This is a genomic window from Nocardia sp. CA-136227 (assembly GCF_050955695.1).
In the GTDB taxonomy this organism is placed as follows: domain Bacteria; phylum Actinomycetota; class Actinomycetes; order Mycobacteriales; family Mycobacteriaceae; genus Nocardia.
The window spans coordinates 846687-869828 of record NZ_CP192081.1 but is presented as its reverse complement, the minus strand read 5'-3'; the positions used below and the strand labels follow the sequence as shown (position 1 = coordinate 869828).

Annotated in this window: 22 protein-coding genes and 1 tRNA gene; 12 read left to right on the top strand and 11 right to left on the bottom strand. The window is 67.9% G+C overall.

Features of this window, described 5'->3' with window-relative positions:
* Positions 1 to 70 precede the first annotated feature (70 nt).
* Both ACQP06_RS04090 and ACQP06_RS04085 read right to left on the bottom strand, forming a co-directional pair.
* Positions 71 to 1051, bottom strand: a complete 981-nt coding sequence (locus tag ACQP06_RS04090) for a LuxR C-terminal-related transcriptional regulator (protein WP_433670598.1) — start codon at positions 1049 to 1051, stop codon at positions 71 to 73.
* Positions 1052 to 1113: 62 nt separating this feature from the next.
* Positions 1114 to 1953, bottom strand: a complete 840-nt coding sequence (locus ACQP06_RS04085) for a M23 family metallopeptidase (RefSeq protein WP_433670597.1) — start codon at positions 1951 to 1953, stop codon at positions 1114 to 1116.
* Between the two features lie 198 nt (positions 1954 to 2151).
* Here ACQP06_RS04085 and ACQP06_RS04080 point away from each other — a divergent pair, with 198 nt between their 5' ends.
* Together ACQP06_RS04080 and ACQP06_RS04075 are read left to right on the top strand one after the other, a co-directional pair.
* Positions 2152 to 3195 (top strand): nitronate monooxygenase, encoded by a 1044-nt coding sequence (locus ACQP06_RS04080; RefSeq protein ID WP_433670596.1) that lies wholly within the window; start codon positions 2152 to 2154, stop codon positions 3193 to 3195.
* Between the two features lie 57 nt (positions 3196 to 3252).
* Positions 3253 to 3645: an SCO5389 family protein gene (locus ACQP06_RS04075; protein ID WP_433670595.1), complete on the top strand. Its 393-nt coding sequence runs from the start codon at positions 3253 to 3255 to the stop codon at positions 3643 to 3645.
* A gap of 51 nt (positions 3646 to 3696) precedes the next feature.
* Here the strand turns inward: ACQP06_RS04075 and ACQP06_RS04070 are convergent, their stop codons facing one another.
* Together ACQP06_RS04070 and ACQP06_RS04065 are read right to left on the bottom strand one after the other, a co-directional pair.
* A complete protein-coding gene (locus ACQP06_RS04070) occupies positions 3697 to 5379 on the bottom strand; it encodes a protein kinase domain-containing protein (protein ID WP_433670593.1) in 1683 nt (560 codons plus the stop codon).
* Between the two features lie 86 nt (positions 5380 to 5465).
* A complete protein-coding gene (locus ACQP06_RS04065) occupies positions 5466 to 7085 on the bottom strand; it encodes an acyl-CoA synthetase (protein WP_433670592.1) in 1620 nt (539 codons plus the stop codon).
* A gap of 116 nt (positions 7086 to 7201) precedes the next feature.
* Here ACQP06_RS04065 and ACQP06_RS04060 point away from each other — a divergent pair, with 116 nt between their 5' ends.
* Complete coding sequence (locus tag ACQP06_RS04060; RefSeq protein WP_433670590.1) at positions 7202 to 8020, top strand: class I SAM-dependent methyltransferase; 819 nt, start codon at positions 7202 to 7204, stop codon at positions 8018 to 8020.
* Positions 8021 to 8316: 296 nt separating this feature from the next.
* Here the strand turns inward: ACQP06_RS04060 and ACQP06_RS04055 are convergent, their stop codons facing one another.
* Positions 8317 to 9954: a long-chain fatty acid--CoA ligase gene (locus tag ACQP06_RS04055; RefSeq protein ID WP_433670589.1), complete on the bottom strand. Its 1638-nt coding sequence runs from the start codon at positions 9952 to 9954 to the stop codon at positions 8317 to 8319.
* A 517-nt stretch (positions 9955 to 10471) separates the two neighbouring features.
* Between ACQP06_RS04055 and ACQP06_RS04050 the strand changes: the two genes are divergently transcribed.
* The 3 genes from ACQP06_RS04050 (at position 10472) to ACQP06_RS04040 (ending at position 12958) form a co-directional block, all read left to right on the top strand.
* On the top strand, positions 10472 to 11941 hold the full coding sequence (locus tag ACQP06_RS04050; RefSeq protein WP_433670588.1) for a flavin-containing monooxygenase: 1470 nt from the start codon (positions 10472 to 10474) through the stop codon (positions 11939 to 11941).
* 70 nt (positions 11942 to 12011) lie between these two features.
* Positions 12012 to 12084 (top strand) — tRNA-Arg (locus ACQP06_RS04045).
* Positions 12085 to 12463: 379 nt separating this feature from the next.
* On the top strand, positions 12464 to 12958 hold the full coding sequence (locus tag ACQP06_RS04040) for a DUF4232 domain-containing protein (protein WP_433670587.1): 495 nt from the start codon (positions 12464 to 12466) through the stop codon (positions 12956 to 12958).
* A 266-nt stretch (positions 12959 to 13224) separates the two neighbouring features.
* Here ACQP06_RS04040 and ACQP06_RS04035 read toward each other — a convergent pair whose 3' ends face one another.
* Positions 13225 to 13596 (bottom strand): VOC family protein, encoded by a 372-nt coding sequence (locus ACQP06_RS04035; RefSeq protein ID WP_357089235.1) that lies wholly within the window; start codon positions 13594 to 13596, stop codon positions 13225 to 13227.
* Positions 13597 to 13945: 349 nt separating this feature from the next.
* Between ACQP06_RS04035 and ACQP06_RS04030 the strand changes: the two genes are divergently transcribed.
* Complete coding sequence (locus tag ACQP06_RS04030; RefSeq protein WP_387455384.1) at positions 13946 to 14356, top strand: DUF4189 domain-containing protein; 411 nt, start codon at positions 13946 to 13948, stop codon at positions 14354 to 14356.
* A 348-nt stretch (positions 14357 to 14704) separates the two neighbouring features.
* On the opposite strand, the gene ACQP06_RS04025 is transcribed toward ACQP06_RS04030, so the two are convergent.
* Together ACQP06_RS04025 and ACQP06_RS04020 are read right to left on the bottom strand one after the other, a co-directional pair.
* Positions 14705 to 15571 carry a class II glutamine amidotransferase gene (locus ACQP06_RS04025; RefSeq protein WP_433670586.1) on the bottom strand — a complete coding sequence of 289 codons (867 nt, stop codon included), beginning with the start codon at positions 15569 to 15571 and terminating at the stop codon, positions 14705 to 14707.
* Between the two features lie 335 nt (positions 15572 to 15906).
* Positions 15907 to 16821 (bottom strand): TIGR03619 family F420-dependent LLM class oxidoreductase, encoded by a 915-nt coding sequence (locus ACQP06_RS04020; protein WP_433670585.1) that lies wholly within the window; start codon positions 16819 to 16821, stop codon positions 15907 to 15909.
* A gap of 177 nt (positions 16822 to 16998) precedes the next feature.
* On the opposite strand from ACQP06_RS04020, the gene ACQP06_RS04015 reads away from it, so the two are divergent.
* The 4 genes from ACQP06_RS04015 (at position 16999) to ACQP06_RS04000 (ending at position 19451) form a co-directional block, all read left to right on the top strand.
* Positions 16999 to 17367, top strand: a complete 369-nt coding sequence (locus ACQP06_RS04015) for a YciI family protein (RefSeq protein WP_433670584.1) — start codon at positions 16999 to 17001, stop codon at positions 17365 to 17367.
* A 7-nt stretch (positions 17368 to 17374) separates the two neighbouring features.
* Complete coding sequence (locus tag ACQP06_RS04010; RefSeq protein WP_433670582.1) at positions 17375 to 17713, top strand: YciI family protein; 339 nt, start codon at positions 17375 to 17377, stop codon at positions 17711 to 17713.
* Positions 17710 to 18954 (top strand): RNA polymerase sigma factor, encoded by a 1245-nt coding sequence (locus ACQP06_RS04005; protein WP_433670581.1) that lies wholly within the window; start codon positions 17710 to 17712, stop codon positions 18952 to 18954. The genes ACQP06_RS04010 and ACQP06_RS04005 overlap by 4 nt, the downstream gene beginning before the upstream one ends.
* Before the next feature lie 365 nt (positions 18955 to 19319).
* The gene (locus ACQP06_RS04000; RefSeq protein ID WP_433670580.1) at positions 19320 to 19451 is read left to right on the top strand and encodes a hypothetical protein; all 132 of its coding nucleotides are present in this window, start codon (positions 19320 to 19322) and stop codon (positions 19449 to 19451) included.
* Positions 19452 to 19735: 284 nt separating this feature from the next.
* On the opposite strand, the gene ACQP06_RS03995 is transcribed toward ACQP06_RS04000, so the two are convergent.
* A complete protein-coding gene (locus tag ACQP06_RS03995) occupies positions 19736 to 20638 on the bottom strand; it encodes a LysR substrate-binding domain-containing protein (RefSeq protein ID WP_433670579.1) in 903 nt (300 codons plus the stop codon).
* A 131-nt stretch (positions 20639 to 20769) separates the two neighbouring features.
* On the opposite strand from ACQP06_RS03995, the gene ACQP06_RS03990 reads away from it, so the two are divergent.
* The gene (locus ACQP06_RS03990) at positions 20770 to 21081 is read left to right on the top strand and encodes an EthD family reductase (protein ID WP_433670578.1); all 312 of its coding nucleotides are present in this window, start codon (positions 20770 to 20772) and stop codon (positions 21079 to 21081) included.
* Positions 21082 to 21224: 143 nt separating this feature from the next.
* On the opposite strand, the gene ACQP06_RS03985 is transcribed toward ACQP06_RS03990, so the two are convergent.
* Positions 21225 to 22175, bottom strand: coding sequence for an SGNH/GDSL hydrolase family protein (locus ACQP06_RS03985; protein WP_433670577.1), 951 nt, complete (start codon positions 22173 to 22175; stop codon positions 21225 to 21227).
* Between the two features lie 2 nt (positions 22176 to 22177).
* The gene (locus tag ACQP06_RS03980) at positions 22178 to 23101 is read right to left on the bottom strand and encodes an SGNH/GDSL hydrolase family protein (RefSeq protein ID WP_433670575.1); all 924 of its coding nucleotides are present in this window, start codon (positions 23099 to 23101) and stop codon (positions 22178 to 22180) included.
* Between the last annotated feature and the right edge of the window lie 41 nt (positions 23102 to 23142).

Here is a 23142-nt window from a genome sequence, read left to right as displayed (position 1 = left end):
GCAGCCATGCATGATGAATATCGCTGACCAGCGAGAAGTGTTGCTGTCAGGTGACTTGCGCCACAGACCCCTAGAGCCAGCCGCGGCGTGTCGCCTGCACTCCGGCCTGGAAACGGGTGCTGGCGCCCAGCCGTTCGAGCAGACTCGCGGTGCGGCGCACCACGGTTCGACGCGACAGGCCCAGCCGGCGCGCGATGGTGTCGTCGGTCGCGCCCATGCTCATCAGGGTGAGGATGGCCTTGTCCCGATCGTCGAGCGCCTCGGACGGGTTCACCGAGATCGGCGTGGCGGTCAGCCACAGCGCGTCGAAGGTCTTGACCAGCAGGTCCAGGGTCGGCGACGGGCCGACGCGGACACCCATGGGGTCGCCGCGGCGCTCGTCGGTGTGCAGCACCAGCACCGCGCGCCGATCGTCGGCGACGATCAGCTTCATCGGCGGGTCGGCGAGCGTACGCGCCTGCGCGCCAACGGCGTTGGTGGCCAGCACGTGGCGCAGCCGTTCCGGATCCTGGTAGATGGTCTCCTGGTACAGGGTCCGGTAGTCGATGCCGGCGGCGATGCGCGAGGTCTTGAGCTCGAACATCCGCTCCTCGGTCTCCACGTCGGAGAGGAACGGCCCGCGTTCGACCACCTTCACGGTGGCGTGCGCGGTGTGCTGCAGGTCCTCGAAGTCGGCCAGCAGTTGGCGGCGCTCGTAGACGGCCACCACCGCGCCGTCGGCGTCGGTGGTGCGGCGCACCGAGCGGAAGGTCTCCCCCAGGCGCGCGGCGGCCGACTGCATGCGCAGCATGTCCTGATTACGGCGGCGAGTCTCGGCCTCCGACAAGGCTTCCGGGGCATGCGCGTCGAAACGCACCACGCCCTTGCCGTCGGTGAGCCGGACCACGGCCTCGAGCTGGCACAGCGCCTCCAGCGCGGTCTCGGCCACGCGGGGCGGCACGGTCAGCCGCTCGGCGACCTCGAGCACCGTCGAACGCGGGTGCTGAACCAGCACCGCGTAGGAACGGCCGTGCACGGAGGCAGGGTCGAAGAGTTCGTCCAGTGTCGTCACCGCACCCACCGGCAGACGCCGGTCCGGAAAACGCCCGGTCATCGCGGGGGCCGGTGAACGATCTACTGGTCCGGTCCCCACTGCTGCTGCATGAGAACGCCCTTGCTGGCTAGCCATGGCAGCGGATCCATCTTGTTGTCGGCGGCATCCCAGATCTCCAGGTGTAGGTGGGGACCGGTGGAGTTACCGCGGTTTCCCACGGAGGCGATCACATCGCCGGTGTTCACCCGCTGGCCCACATTGACGTACATGTCGTTGACGTGTCCATAGACCGCGGTGGTGCCGTCGTCCTGCTTGACGCGCACCCAGAGGCCGAAGCCCGAGGCCGGGCCGGCATCGATGACCGTGCCGCCCATCACCGAGTGGATGGGGGTACCGATCGGGTCGGCGAAGTCGATGCCGTAATGCATTGCGCCCCAGCGCATGCCGAAGCCGGAGGAGAGCTGGCCGTCGACCGGCTTCACCACGCCCGGACCCGGGTTGAGCTGCTGCTGGAGGGACTTCAGAGTCTGTTCGGCCTGCGCCAGCGGGGCGGAGATCTCCGGCGGCAGGTTCTGCAGGCCGAAGGGGGCCGGGTTCGGCGCGGGGGCCGCGACCGGGGCCGCGGGGGCGGGCTCGGCGATGGGGGCCGCCACGTCCTTGGCCTGCTTCAGCTCGGCGGTCGCCGCGACGGGGGCGATGTCCTCCGCGATGGTGGCGGCCTTCTCGTCGTGCGTGGGGAGCAGCGGAGCGGCGTGCGCGAGAGCGGGGACCAGCTGCGATCCGGTGCCGATGAGCGCACCGGCCGCGACCGCGAAACTGGCGGCGGTCTTGACCTTGTCGGCGGCGGCGGGCTCGGCCCGGTGCCGCCTGCGCGAGGTGACGCCAGTGCGGACAGCACCGGAATCACCAAGCAAATCCATGACTGATACGGAGTTCGCGGTCGTTCGGTGATGCGGCACTGCAAGTCCTAGCGTTCGGAGGGTCCGGTAACGATTCGGCATCGCTGTGATGGAAACAGTACTCGCTTGTGACCATTTCGCAACCTTCTGTGCGATAACGCCAGCTCGAGCACTCGAACCCTTGATCACAAACCGTAACCGAAAAGGCACAATGGTGAGATGGTTCTCGACGAGTTGCGTACGCCGATCGTCCTGGCACCCATGGCCGGGGGGCCGTCCACCCCAGAACTGGCCGCCGCCGTGACCGACGCGGGCGGGCTGGGCTTCGTTGCCGCCGGATATCTGCCCGCGAGTGAGCTGGCAGCGCGGATCGCCGCGACGCGGGCGCTCACCGCCGGCGCGTTCGGGGTGAATCTCTTCTATCCCTCCGAGCCGAGCCCGACCGATCGGTTCGATACATATGTGGGCGGCCTGGCCGCCGAGTTCCCCGTCGGCGAGCCCCGCTACGACAGCGACGACTGGGACGCCAAGCTCGACCTGCTCACCGCCGACCCCGTGCCCGTGGTGTCGACCACCTTCGGCTGCCCGTCCGCCGCCGAGATCGCGCGCCTGCACGCGGCCGGGACCGAGGTCTGGGTGACGGTCACGACCGTCGCCGAGGCGCGCGAAGCGGTGGCCGCGGGCGCGGACGTGCTGATCGCACAGGGCGCCGAGGCGGGCGGGCACCGCGGCGTGTTCGTCGACGATCCCGCCGACGACCTCACCGACCCCCTGGGCCTGCTGACCCTGCTGCAACTGCTGCGCGACGCCGTGGACGCCCCGATCGTGGCGGCGGGCGGCATCGCGACCGGCGCGGGCGTGGCCGCCGCGCTCTCGGCGGGCGCGGCCGCCGCACAGCTGGGCACCGCGTTCCTGCGCTGCCCCGAGGCCGGAACCGCGCCGGTGGTGCGCGCGGCGATCGTCACCGACGCCCCGACCATGCTGACCCGCGCCTTCACCGGCCGCCGGGCGCGCGGGCTGCGGAATCGATTCCTGGTGGAGCATCAGGACGCTCCGGTCGCCTACCCCGAGATCCATTACGCCACCGGGCCTTTGCGGGCGGCGGCACGGGCCGAGGGCAATGCCGACGCGGTGAATCTCTGGGCAGGTCAGGCGCATGCGCTGGCGCCGGAGCTACCGGCGGGCGAGCTGGTCCGAACCCTGACCGCGGACGCGAAAAAGGCTCTGGAGCGGGCACTTTCGTCGCGAATCCAGACTTATTGACAACGGATTCCATCTACAATCGGCTGACACCTTCCGCCATCCCATGAGGAGAGCGTTATGTCACTCGATGTACCCACCGCACTACTCGAGCGCGCCGAACGCGGTGAAGTCAGCGACGCAGAGTTCGTCGAATGCGTCCGCACCTCGCTGCCCTACGCCTACGAGGTCGTCAGCCGGGTAGCCGACGATCTGCGTTCCGGCACGGCGGAATACGCCGACAACACCATCGCGCCGCCGGACGAGACGGCCCGCGGTCAGCTGCTGCGGGCCATGGCCTCCGACGCCATTCGCGGCGGCCTGGAACGCCATTTCGGCATCAAACTCGCCTTCCAGAACTGCCACCGGGTCGCGGCCTTCCCACTCGCCTCGGTCGGCGGCGACACCTACTCCACCTTCATCTCCACCCGGGCCCAGCTGCTCAACCAGAGCCCGGAACTGCGCAACTGCTGAGCGCCCCATCCGGATTCGGCGCGACCGCGACCCGGTCGCGCCGTTTCCGCGCTACCCCCGCGCCCGGAACCGGCGCACCTCCAGCACCGTCACCCAGATCGATCCCGCGAACGGCGCGACGAAGATCAGATACGCGATCAACGTCTCCAGCCAGTCGTCGAACCCTTCGGAGAACGTCACCGCCAGCACGCCGACGCTCATGATCCCGAAGAACAGCACGCCCACTCCGAGCACCGCCCACCACACCGGCTGCCACGGCCGAATTCCCTCCCGCCGCAACGGCTTCGCCACCGCACCGCCGAAACCGGCGGTATACGGCGACGCGAACCCCATCGCCCCGGTCATCGGCTGAGCCACCGGACCCAGGCCCGGCTGCCCCGCCGCACCCGCCGCGACCCCGCCCGGCAGCGGCGCAGCGCCCGAACCCATCACGCCGGGCAGCGGCGTAGTGCCCGAACCCATGGCACCCGGCAGTGGCGTTGCACCAGAGCTCATCCCGGGCGGGATGCCACCACCCACGCCCATGCCGGTCGGCGGAAGTGCCCCGCCCGCAGCGCTTCGACCGGGCGGCGGAGTCGCACCCGAGCCGATCCGGCTCGGCGGAGGTGCCGCACCGGCGTTCATCCGACTCGGCGGAGGTGTTGCGCCCGAAGGGGTTCTGGTCCGCGGTGACGGTCCGGCCGCTGAGCGGCCATAGGATGCCGGGCGCGGCCCAGGGCCTGGTGTCGAGTCAGGGCCTGGCGCTGAGCCGGGTCCCGAACCCTGGCCTGGGCTCGACCCGAGGTTCGCCGGTCTCGGGGGCGGGGTGTAGGGCGCGTACCGGGATGCGGGGGTGGGAGTGTGGCCCGGGAAGCCGTTCGCGCCATCCCATTTCGCGGTGGGTTCGGCCCGGCGGTGCGGGGCCTGACGCGGGGCCGGGGTGGATTCCAGTGCGGTGCGGGCGGCGGCGGCCAGCGCGCCCGCGGAGGGGAAGCGGTGGGCGGGGTCCTTGGCCATGCCGCGCGCGATGACGGCGTCGAGGGCGGCCGGGACCCGGGGGTTGCGGTCGGCGGCGCGGGGCGGGTCGGTGGTGAGGTGGGCGGCCATCTGCTGGACCGGGTCGGTGTGGGCGAAAGGTTTCGCGGCGGTGAGGGTTTCGTACAGCAGGCAGGCCAGCGAGTAGACGTCCGAGCGCAGGTCCTCGGTGCCGGAGTAGCGTTCGGGGGCCATGTAGGCCCAGGTCCCCACGGCCACACCGGTGCCGGTGATGGTGGCCTGGCCGACGCCGCGGGCGATGCCGAAGTCGATGAGATAGGCGAAGCCGTTCGGCAGGGTGAGCACGTTGGAGGGCTTCACATCCCGGTGCACCAGCCCGGCCTTGTGCGCGATGTCGAGGGCCTCGGCGACCTGCGAGACGAGTTCGACGGCCCGCTCGGGCGTCATCGCGCCGTCGGCGCGCAGGGTCTTGCCCAGGTCGGAACCGTCGATCAGCTCCATATCGATGTAGAGCCGGCCGTCGAGTTCTCCGAAGGCGTGGATGGGCACCACGTGCGGCCCGCGTAGTCGGGCGGCCAGCCGGGCCTCGCGTTCGAAGCGCCGCCGGTAGTCCTCGTCGGCGGCGAGTTCCGCGGGGAGCAGTTTGAGGGCCACGTCCCGTTCCAGCCGGGTGTCCTCGGCCAGCCACACCTGTCCCATGCCGCCGCGACCGAGCAGCTCGACGAGCCGATAGTGGCCGAGATTGCCTGCCCCCGGCACGTGCCCTCCCTAGCTCGACCGCGTACTGCGATGCTCAGCATACGGCGCGGTCCGCCGGAAGGGCAGGCGCCGGATGCGCCTGCGGCTCAGACCTCCTGGAGCTTGCGCTTGAGCACCTTGCCGGTGGGGTTGCGCGGCAGTTCGGCGAGGAACACCACCTCGCGCGGCACCTTGTACCGGGCCAGGTTGTCCTTCACGAACTCCTTGACCTCGGGTTCGGTGAAGGACCTGCCGTCGTGGACGACCACGAAAGCCTTGAGCCGCGCACCGAATTGCTCGTCCGCGACGCCGATGACCGCCGCCTCCCGCACCGCCGGATGCGTGTAGAGCAGTTCCTCGACCTCGGCCGGGAAGACGTTCTCGCCGCCGGACACGATCATGTCGTCGTCGCGGCCGTCGATGAAAAGCCGTCCCGCGGTGTCGAAGTGGCCGACGTCCCCGGAGGACATGAGCCCGCGCACGAATTCCTTGTTCCCGCCGCCGGTGTAGCCCTCGAACTGGATGCTGTTGCCGACGAAGATGCGTCCGGTCGCGCCGTTCGGCACGGCCCGCCCGCGCTCGTCGAGGATCTCCACACGCGCCCCCAGCACCGGTTTGCCCACGCAGCCGGGCTCTTCGGCCAGATCGGCGGGGGTGGCGATGGTGGCGTAGGCGACCTCGGTGGACCCGTACAGGTTGTAGACGACCGGTCCGAACGCCGCCGTCACCTCCCGGCACAGTTGCGCGCCCAGCTGGGATCCGGCCACGAACACGATGCGCAGCGCGGACAGGTCGTGCCCGGTGAGCGCCTGGCCACCCAGATCCATCATGCGCGACAACATGACCGGCACCGCGATCACCGTGGTGGCCCCGTGCCGGGCCATGGAGTCGATGGCGGCCTGCGGGTCGAAGCGGCGGCGGATCACCAGGGTGGAGCCGAAGCCCAGCGTCAGCACGGCGCAGGCGAAGCCGAGCGTGTGGAACATCGGGGCGCAGCATTCGGTCACCTCGTTCACCCGGAACGGGACCTTGGACAGCAGACCGCCCAGGGACAGCAGCGATTTCGGTTCCGCGCGGGGCGCGCCCTTGGGGGTGCCGGTGGTGCCGCTGGTGAGCAGGATGATCTTGGGTTCGGCCCCGGGCGCGGGCGGCGCGGCGGGCGATCCGGTGGCGATGAGGTGTTCGAGGCTGTCCTCGCGAGGCTCCTCGGTCCAGGCCCGGTAGCTGCCGCGCTTGGGGTGCACCTCGCCGAGCAGTTCGGCGTACTCGTCGTCGTAGACGAGCAGGTCGGTGCCCTCGCGGGTGGCGACGTCGCGGATCTGCGGGGCCGCGAAATCGGTGTTGAGCAGGATGATCCGGGCCCCGCACTTGGCGGCGGCGAAGATGGCGTCGATCAGGCCGCGGTGATTGCGGGCCAGCACGGCCACGCCCTCACGCGGTTTCAGTCCGCGTTCGCGCCAGGCGTTGGCGAGCCGGTTGGAGCGGTCCTCGAGTTCGGCGAAGGTGAGTTCGCCCAGTTCGTCGATGACGGCGGTGCGACCGCCGTAGCGCGCCGCGGACAGCCGCAGCCCGGCGGCCAGGGTGCCGTAGCGCAGCATGGCGGTGGCGGCGGCCAGCAGCACGGCCGGGGATTCCAGTCGCGCCAACCCGGCTTCCATGGCCAGGCGCGCGGATTCGGCCTCCAGGTAGGCCCGCTCCCCCACCGACTTGATCAGCCCGAATGTCATGCCTGACCACCCTGTTTCGATTGCACCCCGGACCTCCTCGTCCACCCCTGCGGATTGCGGGCATCTGCCCTCAAACTAACCGTACGGACCCGGGGCCGCGACCGGAACTGCCTATCATGGCGACCGTGACAGATCCGTTGTCGGCGAATCGGCGGAACTGGGATGCCCGCGCCGGCATCCACGCCGCCAGCCGTTTCTACCGTGATCACGATGCGAGCTACTGGTTCGCGCCCTTCGAATGGGATGCCCTGGGGGATGTGGGCGGCCTGGACGTCGCCCATCTGCAATGCCATCTGGGCACGGAGACAATCGAATTCGCGCGCCGGGGCGCTCGCGCGGTGGGCTTGGACTTCTCGCCGGAGTCGGTCCGGCACGCGCGCGAATTGGCCGGGGATGCCGTCGAATACGTGTGCGCCGACGTGTACGACGCGCGAGAAGCGCTGGGCGAGAAGAGTTTCGATGTCGTCTACACCGGCAAGGGCGCGCTCTGCTACCTGCCGGACCTGACCCGCTGGGCCCGGGTGGTCGCCGACCTGCTGCGGCCCGGCGGGCTGTTCTATCTGGTGGAATTCCATCCGCTGCTGCACGCGCTGGGACCCACGCCGCCGCCGGAGATCGATCCGAGTCAGCTCGTCCTGCACGACGACTATCTGGCCGGGCGCGGCGCGCAACGCCGCGACAGCGCGCACACCTACACCGACGGCCCGGACCTCACCTCCGACACCACCGCCTACGAATGGCGGCACGGTCTCGGCGAGGTGGTCACCGCACTGCTCGACGCGGGCCTGCGCATCACCGGCCTGACCGAGACCGACACCCTGCCGTGGCCGCGCTGGCCGCAGATGGTGCCGACCGAGACCGGCTGGTGGCGGCTCCCGCCCGCGGATCCGATCGTCCCGGTGCTCTACGGATTGAGCGCCGTCAAGGATAGATAGCAACAAGCTATTGACTGGCGATCCCGACGGCGAGACACTTGAGTTCACACCGGAACACCAGGGCGAGCCATAGTGTCGAACGAGACGTCGGAAGACATGGGTGGCATGTTCGAGGAATCCGGCCAGGCCCCCGGCAAGCCAGTCGGATGGAGAGTAATCAGCGACGACTGATACTCCGAATTCGGTGGAGACTACCGGGGACTGATCTGTATATGGGGGAATTCGAGCCGGTCAGGCACCTATTTCGAGCCGCGTCCCGTGGGGACGCGGCTCGAGCTGTATCTCGGGTGCAGCGATCAGGCCAGTGTGACGACCGTCAGCGAGCCATCGGCGTGCTGGGCGCGCAGCCGCTTCTTGTCGAACTTGCCGACACTGGTCTTGGGCACCTCCGCGATGAAGGCCCAGTGTTCGGGCAGCTGCCACTTGGCGAACTTCGGCGCGATGAAGTCGCGCAGCTCTTCGGGTTTGGCCGCGGAGCCGTCGGCCAGCACGATGGCGACCAGCGGGCGCTCGTCCCACTTCTCGTCCGGGATGCCGATGACGGCGGCCTCGGCGACGGCCGGGTGGCCCATGACCGCGTTCTCCAGGTCCACCGAGGAGATCCACTCGCCGCCGGACTTGATGACGTCCTTGGAGCGGTCGACCAGGGTGAGGTAGCCGTTGGGGCTGATCTTGCCGACGTCACCGGTGCGCAGCCAGCCGTCGTGGAACTTGTCGGGATCCACCTCGGCGCCGGACGGCGAGTAGTACGCGCCGGTGATCCACTGACCGCGAACCTCCAACTCGCCCAGCGCTTCTCCGTCGTTCGGCAGCACCGAGCCGTCGTCGGCGACCAGGCGGGCCTGCACACCGGCCGGGAAGCGGCCCTGGGTGTAGCGGTAGTTCCAGGCCTCCTCGCCCTCGGCGCCGGCGGGCGGGTGCGCGACCGAACCCAGCGGGGAGGTCTCGGTCATGCCCCAGGCGTGCAGCAGCTTGACGCCGTGCCGCTCCTGGAAGGCCTGCATCATCGACGGCGGCACGGCCGCGCCGCCGACCACGCAGGTGCGCAGGTGCGAGATGTCCTGCGGCTGCGCCTGCAGCCCGGCCAGCACGCCACCCCAGATGGTGGGGACGGCGGCGGCGAAGGTGGGCTTGGCGGCGGCCATCATCTCCAGCAGCGGGGCGGGCTGCAGGAAGCGGTCAGGCATGAGCACATTGGCGCCGGACATCATGGCGGCGTACGGGATGCCCCAGGCGTTGGCGTGGAACAGCGGCACGATGGCGAGCACGGTGTCAGCGGCGTCGAAACCCATGCCGTTGGGCGAGATCACCTGCATGGCGTGCAGCCAGTTGGAGCGGTGCGAGTAGACGACGCCCTTGGGGTCGCCGGTGGTGCCGGAGGTGTAGCACATGCCGGCGGCGGAGCGCTCGTCGATGACCGGGAAGTCGTAGCTGTCGGACTGGGCGTCGAGCAGCTCGCGGTAGGAGTGCACGGTGACGCCCTCGGGAGCCTGGAGCGCGGCCGCGTCGCCATTGGCGACGATCACGTGGCGGACGGTCTTCAGGTTGGGCAGGTACTGGGCGAACATCGGCAGCAGCGAGCCGTCGACGATCACGACCTGGTCTTCGGCGTGGTTGGCCACGAAGACCAGCTGCTCGGGGAACAGGCGGATGTTCAGAGCGTGCAGCACCGCGCCCATCGCCGGTACCGCGATGTAGGCGACCATGTGCTCGTTGTTGTTCCACATGAAGGTGCCGACCCGGTCTCCGACGCCGATGCCCAGGTCACGCAGGGCATTGGCGAGTCGGGCCGCGTCCTGGCCGACCTCACGATAGGTCTGGGTGCGTAAGCCGTCGCCGGTCCAGGTGGAGACGTAGCTGTCGCCCTGGAAGGTGGAGGCGTAGCGCAGCAGTGTCGCGAGTGACAGCTGCTCGTCCTGCATGGTGCTCAACATTTCCCAACCGCTCCTTGCATGTACCTACGAGTGACGTGAACTGAGTCACTTGCGGCGAGCCTAGCCGAATTCGGATGTGAGCTGCGAGGAAGTCGTCCCGGGTCGAGGGACGAGGTCTCGGGCTGCGGACGACGAACCCCACCCTCGCCGTCCGCAGCCCGTTGCCGACCCGCCGCCGCCCAACACGACGACCAGCCGGCCCCGCGGTCCTGATCAGCGACACGGCGCGCTGACGACGCCCCCTGCGGCGGCGCAGAATAGCCAATCACTAACCAGGACAAGCAAATTGGAGCAAAGACTTCCGTGAATATAGGGAGTGTGACACCGGGCTGTCCAGTCGGGGACAGCGTCGCAGGTCAGACGGCGCTCACTGACCCGGACAGTGAGCAGTGAGAACGACATTCCGGCAACTATCGGCATCCGAATCCGGGCTCGCAAACCGGAGTGGCCGAAAATACCGATTCACTGACCGGCGATGTCTGCATGACCAGCGGTAATGCGCCCTACCGTTGCTGACATGCAGCGGGAGCCGTCCATTCTGATCATCGGTGCCGGATTCGCCGGACTGGGTATGGCGCTGGAATTGCAGCGCCACGGCCTGACCAACTTCACCATTCTGGAGAAGGCCGCCGACCTCGGCGGGGTCTGGCGGGAGAACACCTATCCGGGCGCGGCCTGCGATGTGCCGTCGCCGCTGTACTCGTGGTCGTTCGAGCCGAAATCGGATTGGCCGCGGCGCTTCTCGCAGCAGGCCGATATCCACGCGTACATGCGCACGGTCGCCGAGAAGCATGGCCTGCCCGCGAAGATCGAGTTCGGGGCCGAGGTGGTGGACGCCGAGTTCGACGAGTCGAGCGCGATGTGGCGGGTCCGCACCGCCGACGGCGTCACCCACCTGGCGGATGTGCTGATTCCCGCGGTCGGGCAGCTGTCCCGGCCCGCCATGCCGAATCTGCCCGGCATCGATTCCTTCACCGGCGCGGCGTTCCATTCGGCCGAATGGGATCATTCGGTGGATCTGACCGGTAAGCGGGTGGCGTGTATCGGCACGGGAGCCAGTGCCATTCAATATATTCCGGCGATCCAGCCGAAGGTCGACCATCTGACGCTGTTCCAGCGTTCGGCCGCCTGGGTGCTGCCGAAGTTCGATGTCGAGTACACCCGGCTGCATCACGCCCTGTTCGAGTACGTGCCCGGTGCGCGGCTGGCGGAGCGGTTCGCCATCTGGACCTTCTTCGAGGTGATGGCGTTGGCGCTCACCGACATTCCGGCGATCAAGCATCCGGTGATCGCGATCGCCGACCGGCACCGCGCCAAGCAGGTTCCCGACGAGGCCCTGCGCACCAAGCTGACCCCCGACTACGCGGCGGGCTGCAAGCGCGGCCTGTTCTCCAACGAGTACTTCCCCGCCCTGTCGCAGCCCAATGTGACGGTCGAGACCACCGCCATCGAGGCGGTGACGCCCAACGGAATTCGCACCGCGGACGGCGTCGAGCACCCTGCCGACGTGATCGTCTACGGCACCGGTTTCAAGGGCACCGAGTTCCTGGCCCCCATGCACATCTACGGCCTGCACGGCCGCAAACTGGCCGACGAGTGGTCCCCCGAGGGCGCCCGCGCCTTCCTGGGCATGTCGGTCCCCGGTTTCCCGAACCTGTTCCTCATGTACGGCCCCAACACCAATGTCGGTTCCGGCTCCATCATCTACATGCTGGAGTCCCAGTCCCGCTACATCCGCCAGGCCATCTCCTACCTGTCCCGCCGCCCCGGCCGCTACCTGGCCGCCACCCCCGAGGCGGAACAGTCCTGGGACGACTGGCTGCAGCGCCGCCTGAAGGACACCCCCTGGAACTTATGCTCCAGCTGGTACCGCAACGCCTCGGGCCGCATCACCAACAACTGGCCCGGCGCCACCCTCCTGTTCCGCTGGAAAACAACCAGATTCACCCCCGCCGACTACCTCGAATCCGAGGCCTCCCGCCGCTGACCCAGCGGATGCGACCCCCGAGGCCCCAACCAGGTAGACTGCCGACGACCCGGCCTCGGCCGGGCGGTCAGCCCTCGTAGCTCAGGGGATAGAGCACCGCTCTCCTAAAGCGGGTGTCGCAGGTTCGAATCCTGCCGAGGGCACACTTTCGGCCGCAGGTCAGGCCGTTTTCTTGCCCGAGTCCGCACCCTTCGCCCCCGGACGGGTACACAGAGAGTGCGCCGTTGCGAAACCCGTGCGTGCCTTGTTGAGCTTGCCCGCCACGTCTTCAAGAGCGGCGCGCGCCGCCCCGCGACGGGTGCTCACTCGGCCCCTCGCTCGTACCCAGCGCGTCGGCACCGAGCGCCCGGGCTACCGCTCAGAATCAACAGGCGCAGCTTGATTTCTGACCAGATCGCCGGCCGCATTGGTCCGGTTACGCCGCCTCCACCGAGGACGGCAGTGTTCAGCGGAACATAAGTCGTCCATAAGGTTCCATCCGCAAGATCACTGTCGATCACGAGGATGCGGAAGGATCGGCATATGCGTTTCAGGGCAGTGGCTTCGGCGGTGCTGGTGGTGGCCGGGGCGGTAGTACCCTGCATGGCGGCGGGACAGGCGCAGGCGGATGAGCCGTGGTGCGGGGCCTCCCGGCTGGGCCTCACAGTGCAGCCCGAGCTCGGACAGCCCGGCGGAAGTCAGCGCACCGCGAGCGTTGTGCTGACGAATCTGTCTCAGGAATCCTGTGTCCTGCAAGGCTTCCCGGGAGTCGATCTGGCCACGGTGGGCGACAATGGCCGCGCCTCGCTGCCCCGAACCTCCGAACAGGGCCAACCGGTCCACCTGCCCCCGGGAGGTCAGGCCAAGAGCACCCTGACCTACGCGACCGGCACCAGTACCCCCACCGAAATCATCGTCACCCCACCCGATTCCACCACCCAACTGCATGCTGTCTGGCCTGCCGCTCTGGGCTCGATCATGGTATGGCCCGAAGGTGCGACCCATCCGGGCACCTTCATCGGTCCGCTGCGCGGCTGAGCGCTCGCCGGGATTGCGCCCGTGCTCCCGTAACCGACAGTTCGTAGGCTGGTCCGTCAGGTCCAGCGGGCCATCATCGCCGCCGCGCCCGCACCAAATGATCAGCTCGTACGCGGGCACTTACTGACGAGCAAAACGCGCTGCATTCGGCATGAGCATGCGTTCTGCACCGCTCCAGGTTCCGGCCGCCGGCGCCCCGCGCTGGCCGGTTCGGTCAGCGCGGTATGCGGCATTTGCGGATACCCAGTCAGATACGGCCAGACCGGTCAGCTAGCCCAATTGGCAGCGAGGGTGAGGCAGAACGGGTGGCCGCTCGGATCGAGCAGCACCCGCCAGCTTTCACCCGGTTGGAACTCGGGCACCGTAGCGCCCAACTCGACCAGTTGCTTACTGGCCATCTCGAGGTCTTCGACCGCCAAATCCAGATGGAACTGCTTGGTTCCATTCTCGTTCGGCCAGGTGGGCGGCTGATAGCCCGCGACCGTGCCGAATCCCAGCGCGTGGTCTGGACCAGTGAGCATGGCGTACTCGTCCTGCACGTGGGCGATCTCCCAACCGAGCGCGGCCGCCCAGAACTCCGCGTCTCGGCGCGCGTCGGCACTGTCCAGGGTGAGCATCTTCAGCGTGGCAACTGCCATGGATCTTTCCTCTCCGCAACAACATTGCTGTCAGCCCAGTCTGGATCGCCGACGCCGCCCACGATTGTAAGAACGCGACACCGGCCGCTGCCGCTTCGACGACTCATCGAACGAGGCGCCGTGACCCGACCACCGGATCCCGAACGGCTGCGCGAGGCGACGGCCACCGACGAGGGCGCTCCCGCAGCCAAGGGCGACTAGATCGGTTTCAGCAGATCCGTCACGAACACCGCAGCTCGTGATGGTCTTTGCCGTGCCCCCAAGACTTGGGGCGATCTCGAGTCCATGCGCTGCGGTATCTTCCATGCGATCGCCGCACCCTGGTCGGCGCGCAGAGGAAGCACGCCACTTGTTCAACAAATCCTTTGCGGCCGCCGCCCTCTCGGTGAGCGCCGCTGCCATTCTTGCGGCACCGCCTGCCGCCGCCGACCCCGTCAACTGGGGCGCCGTTTCCCTCAGCGCGTGGGGCAACGTCTACGCGTTTTCGGTCAACCACCCGACGGAAGCCGACGCCATTCGAGCCGCCGACCGAACGTGCAAGGGTCAAGGCATCATCGACTGCCGGATGATGGTGACGTTCGCGAACGGCTGCGGTGCAGTCGTGACGAGTCCGCTCGCGATCGTCGCAGGGTTCCCGATCGTGGGCTTCGGTAAGGGGGCGACCCCGGGGGAGGCATACGCAGACGCCACCCGCAACCTCCCCACCGGCACCGGAAGCGTCGGCTCGTTCAATCGCGAACATGCCTGCACCCAGCCTTGATCTAGTTCCAGCAGGTCCTCGGCAGTAGCGGATGTTCCGCCGACCTCGGATCGGCACGGCCAGTTGATCTTCCGATGCCCAGCGCTGGCCGGTTCGGTCAGCGCGGTATGCGGCAAAAGAGTGCGTCGCGAGAGCCAGCGAGGACGAGGCGGACGTTCAGGGCGGGCCAGCCGTGCACCGGCATCAGCCGGGGCAATAGGCAGTCTCGGCGGCGTTCACGAAGGCCATCGCCGAGCCGAACTCGCCTGGCTCTTCGCTCGAGAACTCGACCAGACTGTGCTTCGATAGGCCGCCCGCGAGCAGATTGCCCCGGCTCGAAGTAGCGGTGCCCTCCCGCACGGACACCAACTAGTGTGCGGTCTGGGAGGCGGCGGCGGTCTCGTCCAGGTCGGCGAGCGAAAGCAGGTGGCGGGGCGGGGAATCCCGAATAATGCTGGACCGCACGTGCAGATGCTCGTCGGCATGGAGCAGTTCACCGGAGGCGAGGAGCCTCCATCCGGCGTCGTTGTCCATGCGTTCGGTGGCGATGACGACAGCGGGATAGTCGGTCAGCACGCCACTGCTGGCGCGAATGCCCCTATGACTCGTGTGGTCGAGCCGCTGATCGCCCTGTGCGCCACCGGCGGCACGCTCGAGGACATACAGGTCGTGGGTGTCGGGATAGCGCAGGGCCCACAGTTCGGTCGCGGTGGTGAGAATCATGTTGAGTGCGTAGAGCGGCAGCCGGTCGGCGATCCAGCCGACCGCGTCGGTGATGCCCGCGGTGACATCGCCCGCGTGATGGTCGATCCGGGCCGTGATCAGGGCGAAGAAGCGCTCGGAGTCGGTGTCGCCGTGGACGAGTCGGCGATAGTCGCCGAGTTCGCGCTCCAGCTCGTCGAGCCCCTCCAGCACCCCGTTGTGCGCGAACAGGCGTCCGTGCTGCTCGAACGGATGGGTATTGCGCACGTTCAGCCCGCCTGTGGAGGCGAAGCGGACATGTGCGACGAAGGTTTCGGATTCGCGTTCGCGGGCCTCCTGCGCGAAGAGCTGATCCTCGTAGGCGGCGATCGGCTGCTTCTCCACCAGCGGCGCGCCCGTAGCGGTGAAGGTACCCAGGCCCACGCCGTCAGGTTCGCGGTGACTTTGCCGCGACAGGCTGTCGGGCGCCTTCAGCAACCAGAAAGTGGCGCGCACCCGCTGCGGCGCGGCTGAGAGTCCGAACAGGCGGCACATGACCCCTCCCATAAGAAGCGAAGACGCGCGGACTGCACGGCCGGGCTGAGGGAAGATAGAGCCATGTCAGGCAAGCCGTCGGTGCTCGAGCATCATCGTAACCCCGAGCATGTACGCGATGGATCACCTCACCACCTAACCCGACGGTGCGCACACCGCCCGCAGGGATAACCCACGGCATGCCCGGATCCGCAGCACCTAGCGCTGACCGGTTCGGTCAGCGCGGTAGCGTTCATGCCCAAGATCGAATAACTTGTCGAGGCATCGCACGGCAGGATCGGTGTCGGCGTCCGCGTTGCGCCCGGCGGCTGTGGCGGCAGGGCGCTGAGTCGGTTCTACTGCGTGGTCTTGCGCGTCGGCAAACCAAGCTTGGCCGCAAGCGCCTCCAGCAGCTCGACCTGCTGCTCCGGGTTCGAGGGCAGCAGATGGATCGCGATGTGCATCTCGTCGGCGCCGACGGCTGAGGCATGGTCGAGGTCGCTCAGCGCGGTGTCGGTGAAAGCGCTGGGAGATGGGTACTGGTCGCGACGGCTCGGGAGCGTATTCACCACGACGGTGCCTGTGCCGCCGGCCTCTCGGTACCAGCGGACGTTTCTACGGGTGTCGTCCCAGTCGACCGCGGTGGTGATGAAGCCGTCCGCAATGCGGGCTGCCCGTTCGATCGTGTGACGGGTTATCGCGCCGATGAACAGGGGCAGGGTGCCTGCGTACGGCTTCGGGCCGACCATGGACAGCGGGATCTGGTAGTGCTCGCCATCGAACTCAACGGGGTCGGGTGCCCAGCATGCCCGCATCGCGGCGATGTGCTCGACGAATCCGGCGCCTCTGCGGCTGGCCGGCACCCCCGCCGCAATGAACTCCTCGGGGATGTAGAACGGTGGCAGCCGAGTGCCGCCGCCTTGGCCGACGCCGACATCCAACCGACCGCCGGACAGTCGGTCGAGCGTGGCCAGTCGACGGGCCAGGTTGATCGGCGAGTGGAAGATCGAGTTCACGATGTCCGTGCACACGCGGATCCGCTGGGTGTGGGCGGCCGCCCAGCTCAGCACCTCCAGTGAGTCCCAGACGTGGGACTCGGGCAGGCCCGCGTCGTTGTTCCAGTGCGGTCCGGCAGGGATCAGGAGCCGATCGCTGGCGGACACGGAGTGAAACCCGAGCCGTTCGGTCGCCTGGGCCACTGCGACGATGGCGTCCGGACCGGCATGTGGGCCGACGTAGGGCAGGCTGACGCCGATGCGCGGAAGATTCATTCCGATACTCCATTGTTGACCGTTGGGTGCGGAACGCTCAGGTGAGGCGTCCCTTCGGGTCTTAGTCGGAGCGGGCAGCAGAATTTTGCGGTCCGGCACCGCAAGAATGCGTCACCGGCTCCGACTTTATGGTGAACGGTGCCTCGAGGGCGCCGCCTGACCATCGAAGGAGACGCTGTGAAGTTCTTGTTGATCATGCACAACAACCCGCAGATCTGGGATGCGCTGACCGAGGAGGAGCGCCAAAAGGTGATGAGCGGCCACGGCGCATTCATGGAGGCCGTCACCAAGTCGGGGGAGATGATCAGCACCGCGGTACTGGCCGACCCGTCGCAGAGCGCTGTGGTCAGGGTCCGGGGCGGCGTTCCCGCGGTGACCGACGGGCCATACCTCGAGGCCAAGGAGTACCTCGGCGGGTATTACATGGTGGAGTGCGGCAGCCGGGAACGTGCGCTGGAGCTGGCCGCGCTCATCCCGGACGCCGGTGTAGAGGGCCTCGGCATCGAGGTGCGGCAGATCATCTTCGAAGACACAGCCGACCGCTGAGCACCCCGTGAAGTTCCTGCTGAATCTCTATCTGAGCACTGCGGCCGTACAGGGGGAAGGATTCGACCTCGAGCAGTCGTTGGCCGCGACCGGGCGTGCGGGGGAACTGATCAACGCTCACCTTCTTGCTGATCCGTCCATCAGCGCCGTGGTACGGGTTTCGGATGGCGCGGTGACCGTGACCGAGGGCCCGTACCTGCAGGCCCCGGATCATGTCGCCGGCCAGTTCTTGGTCGATTGCGAAAGCCGCGAGCGCGCCGTGGAACTGGCAGCTCTGCTACCGAGCGGTCAGGTCGGTGCCGTGGAGGTACGTCCGTTGATGGACTCGGCCGGGATGGAGATGTGAGCGCGTCCGAACGTCTCGAGGACCTGCTGCGCGACCTGGCGCCGCAGGTTCTCGGGGTGCTTCTGCGCCGCTACGGCGGGTTCGAGGAATGCGAGGACGCGGTCCAGGAGGCGTTGCTCGCCGCGGCGCTGCAGTGGCCCGCCGAGGGTCTCCCGGAAAACCCGCGGTCCTGGCTGATCACCGTCGCCGCCCGCCGTCTGGTCGATCAAGTGCGCAACGAGCAGGCACGCCGCCGCAGGGAAGTCACCGCAGCCGCGCGGGAGACACCGGACACAGACCTTTCGCCGCCGCCGGGCGACGAAAGCCCCGGCGACCAGGACGACACGCTCGCACTGTTGTTCCTGTGCTGCCTTCCGGCACTGACGCCCGCTTCTCAGGTTGCACTCACGCTGCGGGCCGTCGGCGGGCTCACCACAGCCGAGGTGGCGCGGGCCTTCCTCGTGCCGGAGGCCACCATGGCGCCACGGATCAGCCGCGCCAAGCAACGGATAAGGGCAGCAGGAGCGTCGTTAGCGATGCCGGGCGCCCAAGAATGGGCCGAACGGCTGGACGCTGTCCTGCACGTGCTCTACCTGATCTTCAACGAGGGCTACACCGCCAGTTCCGGACCGGATCTGCATCGCAGTGAACTCACCACAGAGGCGATCCGCCTCACCCGAATGCTGCACCGGTCCTTGCCGGATGACGGTGAAGTCGCCGGGGTTCTGGCGCTGATGCTGCTGACCGACGCCCGCCGTGCGGCCCGCACCGGCCCGGACGGTGCCCTCATTCCGCTGGCCGAGCAGGACCGGAACCGGTGGGACGCCGCCTTGATCGAAGAGGGCACCGCGCTGGTAACCGCCGCCATGTCCTCCTCGCCTATCGGCCCGTACCAACTCCAGGCGGCGATCGCTGCGCTGCATGTCCAGGCACCGCGGGCCGCGGATACCGACTGGGAGCAGATCCGGATCCTGTACGAAATCCTGAGCCGGATCGCGCCGAATCCTATGGTCACGCTCAATTACGCCGTCGCGGTCGCGATGACCCACGGTCCCCAGGCGGGACTCGAACTGCTGGAAGGACTGGACAGCGACCCTCGGATCGGCCGACACCACCGCCTCTACGCCGTTCGCGCCCACTTACAGGAGCTGGCGGGCGAGTTCGCCGCTGCTCGGGCGAACTACCGTCTGGCGGCCCAGCGCACCACAAGTCTTCCCGAACAGCGCTACCTTCGAGACAAGGCGGGCCGACCCGACCGATAGCGGCCGGCAAGCGAAGGTCGTTGGACGACTGCCTACGTCCTGTCGCGGCTCATCACCCGGTTGCGGGAAAACGATGGCGGGCTCAAACGGTCAGTGCGTCACCGCTGTTCAGGTGGCCGGCGTAGACCTCAGCGGGACTGCAGTGGCCTTGGGTTCGTTTCACGCGAGGGGGCATCTGTTGACCGAACAGGCAGTCGGAGAAGATCTTTCTCCAACCGAAACAGACGCGGCGCCGACAGCTCGGTCATTGCGCAAGCAGCGAATCATCCGGGCCATCGCCGTTTGGCCTCCTGACCTTCCCCGTCTGGCTGATTTCGCTGCTGCTCGTATCCTCCTGGCCATCCAACGATGACCTCACCCGGATCGTGCAGGTTCAGCCCAGTCCCGACGGCCGGGTAGAGGCCGTCACCGAAACCTTCTACAACGTGATCGACCCCTCGTGCCGAGTCTGGCTGCGTGAACCCGACGGCCTGTTCGCCCGCCGTGTCCTGCTGTGAAGCTGACTCGAGAATCACGCACGTTCGCCTTGGGCGGCAACTGGTCGGCGACCAAGCCACAGCCTCGTCGAACTCGATTGTGTACTACTACCGCGACGGGCTGGCGACTCAGCAAGATACGAATCACGCCCGCCTGGATCCGCAAGGATTGACCACAGCCTCACCGATTGCGACCCCGCTGCGGTGTTCCGTAGGCCATTTCGCCCAGGACCCCCATCTGCTGGAGGTCGCTGCAGTACTCGGGATCGTCATCGTCGGCGGCGATCTGCGTGACCTGCTGCGCGTCAGTCCTGCAGCCAGTCCAGCTCGTGTGCAAGGGTTTTGGCGACGGTACGGATGCGGCGGTGTAGTGGTGACTGCACGCGTGGGAGGACCAGGTGGATGGTCAGGGTGGGTGCGCCCCGCAGTGGTCGCCAGGTGAGACCGGCCGGTTGCGTCGTGACCGCGACTTCGCCGGCCGGAGCGAGGGTGAGCCCGTCGCGTAGGTCGTGTTGAGACATATCGAAAGAGACTGCGGGCGTGTGGAATCGGGGGCTCGGGCGGATGTCGCGGAAGAGCGCGGACAGCTGATCGTGGATGACGGGGTTGGCCGTACGGTCCGGGAGTCGCAGCGGGTACGCGGCCGCATCGGCGATCTCGATCTCCGGGTGTTCGGCGAGCGGATGATGCTGTGCCAGTTGGACCCCGACGCGCATACGCCGCAGCAGGAACCGGCGCACGCCACGGCCCGGCTGTTCACCGCGGGTGATGCCCGCGTCGATGCGGCCGTCGGCGACCGCGGCGGAGATCTCCGGTGTCGCCATCGGGACGGCACTGACCTCGAGTCCCGGGCTGCTGCGAATGAGCCTGTCCACCAGGGCCGGTGCCGTCTCGGCCCCCGCGCTGAGGCTGTATCCGATGCGCAGCGTGCCCAGTTCACCGGCCCCCGCGTTCCGGGCGGTGTCCCATGCCCGGTCCAGCGCCGCCAGCGCGGGCGGCGCGGACTCCGCCAAAGCCGCACCGGCCGTGGTCAATACGACGCTACGCGTGTCGCGGACCAGCAGACTGGTACCGAGTTCCGCCTCCAGTCGGCGCATCCGGGCACTGAGTGCGGGCTGCGCGATACCGATTCGTGCGGCCGCGCGGGTGAAGTTCAACTCCTGCGCCAGCACCAGAAAGTACCGCAGGCTCACCGTATCCGGCGCCACATGCCCTCCCTGCTGATTGATAACGATCCGTTCTGAGTCTATCTCGTTCCGGTCTTTCCCTCGACCGCACATCAAGCCCTAACCTGCGGATATGACGATTCAATCGACCGTGGTAGCCGCAGGAGGCAGTCATGCATAAATTGGTGGTCCTCTATCCCAAGCCCGCCGACCCCGACCACTTCCGCGACTACTACGTGAACAACCACCTTCCGCTGGTCGCGAATTGGCCCGGCGTGCTCGCGTGGCGCTACAGCTTCGACGTGGCGTCGCTGAATGGAGATGCGCCGTATTTCGCGGTCTTCGAAGCCGATTTCGCTGACGCCGACGCCTTGGCCGCGATGCGGGCGTCGGAGTACGGCAAGCGGGCGGCCGACGATGTCGTCAACTACGCCACCGGCGGTGTGGACGTCATCGACTATCCGGTGCAGAACGGCATCGGCTGAGGCAGGGCGGCACGCTCCGGTCGGCCGACGTCCCCGGCCGAGCGCGGTGGTCAGGCTGCGCTGCGGTGTGATGCCCGCCTTCGGGCTACTCCCTGCTTCGGGCCGAGCACGGCCCCGCGACCACCACCGTGGTGGCTCCGGATTCAGCGGACGTAGCGGGTGTGGACGGCGTTGGCGAGGGCGGTGTCGCCCTGGGTCGACGGGTGGAAGGGGAGGCCGTCGATTCCGGTGCGGGGGTCGAGGATTCCGTTCAGCCAGGGCTGCGAGGAGCAGAGGTCGTGGCCGGCGGTGAGGGTGCGGGTGTCGAAGAAATCGATCCCCAGCAGCTGGGCGGCTTCTCGTTGCGCTACGTCGATGCGGTCGAGGTACTCGACCAATGCGCGGCCGCGGGGATTGATGAACGGCGCTGCGCCCAGGACGGAGAGGCAGATGGTGCTGCTGCCCGGGGTGAAGAGTTCGGGGTAGCCGACCGAGACGATGCGGGCGTTCGGGGCGTAGTACTTGATGTAGGTGACGGCGTTGCTCATTCGATGGGCCATCAACTCACCGGAGACACCGGTGTAGTCCGTCATCCGGCCCTGGGCGACGGAATCCGTGTCACAACCCTGTTCGAGGTTGAAGACGCAGGAATGCAGGGAACTCCACAGTGTCCGAGCTGATGCTCCCCATCTGTCGTTCATCCCGAACTGGAGTGTCACCAGTTTCGTGTTCGGCCCGAAAGCGCCCGCTGTCGCCGCCCGCGCCGCTTCCTGACTCAGGGTCCATCCGGGCCCGGTGTCGATCGACGCACCCGGACACGAAGCGTCGGACACCCGCTCGGTCCCGTACACGCCCATCAGTTTGGCGAGCTGCACCGGCCAGGCCGTGGGCCCGTGACGATTGCAGCCGTACGAATCGTCGAAATGGTTCCAGTCGTTGGCGGAGAACGAGTCCCCCAGCACCACAAGCTCTTTGCCCGCGGGAGCCAGGTCCGCCGCGACGCCGCCCGCCGTCGCCGTGGTGACCGCGACCGCCGCGATGGCGGCGCATATCCACCGCCTGCCATTACCCAGCGGCCCCGGGCGTCGCGGGTTCGAATCCCGCGCAGGGCACATGGTCAGTGTCCGTATCGGGTGTGGATCGCGTTCGCGAGGACGGTGTCGCCCTGGGTCGACGGGTGGAAGGGGAGGCCGTCCATTCCGGTGCGGGGGTCGAGGATTCCGTTCAGCCACGGCTGCGGGGAGCAGAGGTCGTGGCCGGCGGAAAGGGCTCGGGCGTCGAAGAAGTCGATGCCCAGCAACTGCGCGGCTTCTCGCTGGGCTACGTCGATGCGGTCGAGGAATTCCACCAGCGCGCGGCCGCGCGGGTTGACGAACGGCGCGACGCCCAGGACGGAGAGGCAGATGGTGGTGCTGCCCGGGGTCAAGACCTCCGGGTAGCCGACCAGGACGATGCGGGCGTTCGGGGCGTAGTACTTGATGTAGGTGACGGCGTTGCTCATTCGCTTCGCCATCAGGGCGCCGGAGACACCGGTGTAGTCGGTCATGCGACCCTGCTCGACCGAGTCGGGATCACAGCCCAGTTCGAGGTTGAAGACGCAGGACTGCAGGGATGTGAACAGGGTCTGATCCGAGCTTCCCCATTTGTCGTTCATCCCGAATTGCAGTGTCACCAGTTTGGTATTCGGACCGAATGCGCCCTCTTTGTCCGCGCGCTGTGCCTGCTGAGCCATGGTCCAGCCGGGACCGCTGTCGATCGAGGCGCCGGGGCACGAAGGGTCGGATACCAGCTCGGTTCCGTGCACGCCCATCAGCTTGGCCAGCTGCACCGGCCAGGCGGTGGCGCCGTGCCGGTTGCAGTCGTTCTTGCCTTCGAAGTGATCCCAGTCATTGGCGGAGAACGAATCCCCCAGCACCACAAGCTCTTTGCCCGCCGGAGCCGGTTCCGCGACGACGCTGCCCGCCGTCGCCGTGGTGACCGCGAGCGCCGCGATGGCGGCGCACATCCACCGTCGGCCAGTACCCAGCGACCCAACAGACACTATCGACACCCCGAATCCAGACTGAAGCGAGATCTTTTCAA